A 4,444-nucleotide genomic window follows, 5' to 3' on the forward strand; every position below is an offset into this window, starting at 1 on the left:
TGCGATAGCTACAGAAAAAGCTACGGTGACTGCAACGGAAGCTGAACGAGCTAAACAAAAGAGGGCTTTCTTTGCTTTCATTTTTCCCCCTAACCTACAAATATTTGTAAGACTTATTTCAGTAAATTCACCATTGTCTGAGAGTCGTTTTTCAATAAATCCAGACATGGTGAAGGCATCTTGGCAAATTTTTCCTCAAACCTGCCAGTATTAATACGCAAAGTTTACAAAAATATAAATTTCTATATACGTGAAATCCGCAATTTATCTGAGAAAAAGTTATCCATACCAAATATCTAAAAGCTGACAATCCTGGGGACTTGATGACAGCTAGCTATAACCGCCACCCAGCCTCCAGGATTGTGAGAAAAAATGTAATCTTGTCTGAAGAATCGGTATTTAATTTAAAACAGCTCTAATTTACTCTGCCGTTGCCAATTCGGCTTCGGTGCTGCCGCGAGTGCGTTTGCGGGTCAGAGTGTTGTAGAGCATCAAACCAATGGCCTTGATCAAGTTGCCTTCCAGTTCCTTGAACATATTCATGTTCATACCAAAGGCTGCATTGGCTTCGTCCACGATGCGTAAGGCTGTAGCTTCGTCGATCGGCAGTTCGTTCAACGCTTGGCGATAGGTGGCTTTAAATGCTTTCTCGTCAGAAATATCTTTGAAATGGTAGAAAGCAACACCTTGCCCGTCGGTTAGGTTCATTCCTCTTTCGGCAATCCCTTTGAGGATTTGACCGCCAGATAAGTCACCCAGGTAGCGAGTGTAAGATTGAGCAATCAAAAGTTCGGGTTCTCTGGCAGATACTTCTCTAATCCGCTGCACATAAGCTTCGGCAGCTGGGGAAGCAGCTACTTGCTCGCGCCAGTTGGGGCCGAAGTAGTAGCAGAGGTCTTGCTCTAGGCTCTTCTTGCGATTCAGCTCTTTGAAGTAAATTTTGGAGAGGATGGGGTGTTCGCGGTGCCGTTCCATCTCTTCTTCGATCGCTGAGTACACGAAGTACAAGTTGGCTACCAGCTTACGGTAGGAGTTCTTTTCTACTACTCCTTTTAAAAAGCACTTGACAAAACCGACGTTTTCTGCCATCGTGTGGGCTTTTTTGGTGCCTTCACGCAACTTGGTCGCTAAATTACTGCTCATGCTAAATTTGTGTCCCTATGTCTAGGTCGGAGCTTGTTTATTTTACTGACGGTTTTAAACCGTCTATTTCGTAACATTAGACTGATTTGATGAGAATTTTTATTAAGATTTCTTACAAAACGGTCTGTAAGGGCGGGCCTTGTGCCCGCCCACAAGGGTTTAGATATCCAAATCGGTGAGATTTAGTTTGGGGCCGTAGGTTTCGATGAATTCGCGGCGGGGGGCTACGCGATCGCCCATGAGGATGGTAAAGATGCGATCGGCTTCGGCAGCGTCTTCAATTTCCACCAGTTTGAGGGTGCGCGTTTCTGGATTCATGGTGGTACTCCAGAGTTGTTCCGGCATCATTTCACCCAAACCTTTGAACCGCTGGATGGTGTAGTTAGCGTTGGCGGGGAATTCGTGTTGAATGAGGTTTTGCAGTTCGCGATCGCTATAGCAATAGTAATGATTGCGACCCCGTTCCACTTTGTACAGCGGAGGACAAGCAATGTAAATGTAACCTTGCTCGATCAGTGCCCGTTGATAGCGATAGAAAAATGTCAGCAACAGCGTGCGTATGTGCGCCCCATCAACGTCAGCGTCAGTCATAATTACAATGCGGTGATAGCGCAGTCCGGAAGCGTCGAATTCTTCGCCTTTGACACCCAAACCCAAAGCGGTTATCAAAGATTGAATTTCGTTATTCTTGTAGATTTTGGCGTCATCGGTTTTCTCGATGTTGAGGATTTTACCGCGCAGAGGTAGGATCGCTTGGAAGCGTCTATCTCGTCCTTGTTTGGCGCTGTTATGCACAAATATCCCGCTTGCCAAAGCGAAGTTATGCGTATTGGGAACTTCGATATCGTAAACATCGTATCGTTCCTCTAGGCGTTCGATCGAGACAATGCGGTGGTTGTAGTTGGCGATCGCTTGACGCGCTTGTACCCGACTACCGTCAAAGTAGCGATCGCAGAAAGTCTGAAATTTCAAGATCGACTTGTCTTTCAGTCTGCGACGGTAAAGATCGTAAGCTTCCAAATCCAAAAAGCCCATCTGAATTTCTACATCCTTCAAAGCCTCAATAGTCTTGCGATAGTAAGTTTCGTGAAGTGCCGCTTTTCGCTTAGCCCGAAATTCGCTTGTCCATTGTTCTTTTGTTTTTTGACGCCGCCATTCTAACAACTCTTCATCTTGCCATTTTTGTTTGGCAACTTCTGAATAAAGCTGCCGCATTTCCGGATTTTTTTCAAAATATTCTCGAACTCTTTCTGCCTGAATTAAACGATTCAGTTCATCACTCCAATATTCTTGCTGTGCTTTGTTCAATTGTGCCCGATTTTGTTGGCGATATTCTTCGTTGTTCTCATAAAAATCTCGCCACTTTTGCATCATGTATGCTTTGTACTCTTCATCTTCCCACTGAGCCTTAGCTTGTTGTGAAAGAATATAACTCGTTTTTATCCATGACATCCGATCGCTCATCATGGCACGATATTCTTCGCTCATATGAGCTTGACGGCTCTTTTCAATTACATCCGGTCGATGCAACGTTTTTTCGATATGGGCGCGGTGTAGTGCTAAATGCTCTTCCGCAGGAAGCCGCTTGATATTTGTCGGATTATTGTTGAGTTTATTGAAATCTACATGATGGCGGTGATTGCCATCTTTGGATTCATAAACTCCATTCTGGAGGTTATAAATATCCGCCAGAATATGGGTGTAAATCCATTTATCATGCTTGCAATTCCAAGTCATTTCGTAACCGTCAAGCCCATTACCTCGTTCATCCTTTTCGGAAATCTTTCGATAAAGTGGCATCAAGGCATCTTCAGGTGTCAACAAATACGCTGCTTTATAGCTGCCATCACGCAACATAAAAAGGTGATCTGGCGTGCATATAAGAGTTTGCCCATTATCTAATTTTAGCTTGATAACTTCAGCATTTTTCTTGGTCACTCTGGGGTTTACAATGCGCTCTATGCCGATGTTTCCGTCCTTGCAGATGGTGTAACAAAAATGCTCTTTTCCTTCCAATTGTTCGGCAACAATTTGTTTAAAGCTAATAGAGCGTCCATCAGCTAATAAAATAAGTGTATCTCCAACCCAACATCCGCCCGCGGAATCCCCTTCGACCAGGTATATCTCTGATTCTGCGGGATCTCTGGAGCTACAATCTGCTAATTTGCCCGGTAAAGGTGAAGACTCTAAAACTGATTTTCGACGCACTAAATCGCGAGCGCGACGGGCTGCTTCTGCCGCTTTAAATGCTTGAATTGCTTTTTCTAAAATGGCATCAGCAATGGGGAGACGAAAATCTAAATACTCGGTTAATACTTCCCCCACCAGAGAATCAACTATTCCCCGTACTTCGGGATTCCCCAATTTGGTTTTAGTTTGACCTTCAAATTCGGGATTTGGTACTTTGACGGAAATGACGGCGGTCAAACCTTCGCGAATGTTTTCTCCAGCAAGGTTGGGTTCATTTTCTTTGAGTTTGTTGCGCTTGCGGGCGATCGCATTGAGCGTCCGCGTCAGCACCGCCTTCAGTCCCTCCATGTGAGTACCGCCGTCAACGGTGCGGATATTATTCGCAAAACCCAACACGTTATCTGTGTAAGCGTCAGTACACCACTGCAACGACACTTCTACCTGAACGTCATTGCGCTCCCCTTGCACATAGATAATTTCTTCGTGCAAAGGTTGCTTATCGCGGTTCATGTAAGCGATATATTCGCGAATGCCACCTTTATATTCGTAGCTTTCTACTTTGGGTGTACTGCTTTTTAGTAATTCCAGGCGGTGATCGCTAAAGGTAATTTTTACCCCAGCATTCAGATACGCTAACTCCCGCAAACGTCCCGCCAGAGTCGTGTAATCAAACTCGACACCGGTGGTAAAGATTTCCGAGTCGGGGTTAAATGTCACCGAAGTGCCTGTGCGAGCTTCTTTGATGGGTTGGGACTCTAATTCGCCGATCGGGATACCCCGTTCAAAGCGCTGCTTGTGAACTCGCTTGTCGCGCCACACGGTCACTTCCACCCACTCGGACAAAGCGTTTACGACGGAAATACCGACACCGTGGAGTCCGCCAGAAACCTTGTAACCGCCGCCGCCAAACTTACCTCCGGCGTGAAGAACCGTCATCACTGTTTCCAGTGCGGATTTGCCTGTGCGAGGATGGATATCTGTGGGAATGCCCCGCCCGTCGTCCGTCACCGTCACCGAACCATCGGCATTGAGGTCAACTTCGATGTGAGTGCAGTAGCCAGCCAGCGCCTCATCGATGGAGTTGTCCACCACCTCGTAAACTAAATGATGG

Annotated in this window: 2 protein-coding genes; both read right to left on the minus strand. The window is 45.8% G+C overall.

Going from position 1 to position 4,444, the window contains the following annotated elements; all coding sequences use genetic code 11:
- Window positions 1–420: 420 nt before the first annotated feature.
- Window positions 421–1,143 carry a heme oxygenase (biliverdin-producing) gene (locus H6S82_RS19720; protein WP_190463279.1) on the minus strand — a complete coding sequence of 241 codons (723 nt, stop codon included), beginning with the start codon at window positions 1,141–1,143 and terminating at the stop codon, window positions 421–423.
- Between the two features lie 159 nt (window positions 1,144–1,302).
- Window positions 1,303–4,444 (minus strand): DNA topoisomerase (ATP-hydrolyzing) subunit B (gene gyrB, locus H6S82_RS19725; RefSeq protein WP_191056594.1); only part of this gene is annotated, 3,142 nt, incomplete at its 5' end.

This window comes from Planktothrix sp. FACHB-1355 (genome assembly GCF_014748295.1).
GTDB lineage: Bacteria > Cyanobacteriota > Cyanobacteriia > Cyanobacteriales > Aerosakkonemataceae > Aerosakkonema > Aerosakkonema funiforme_A.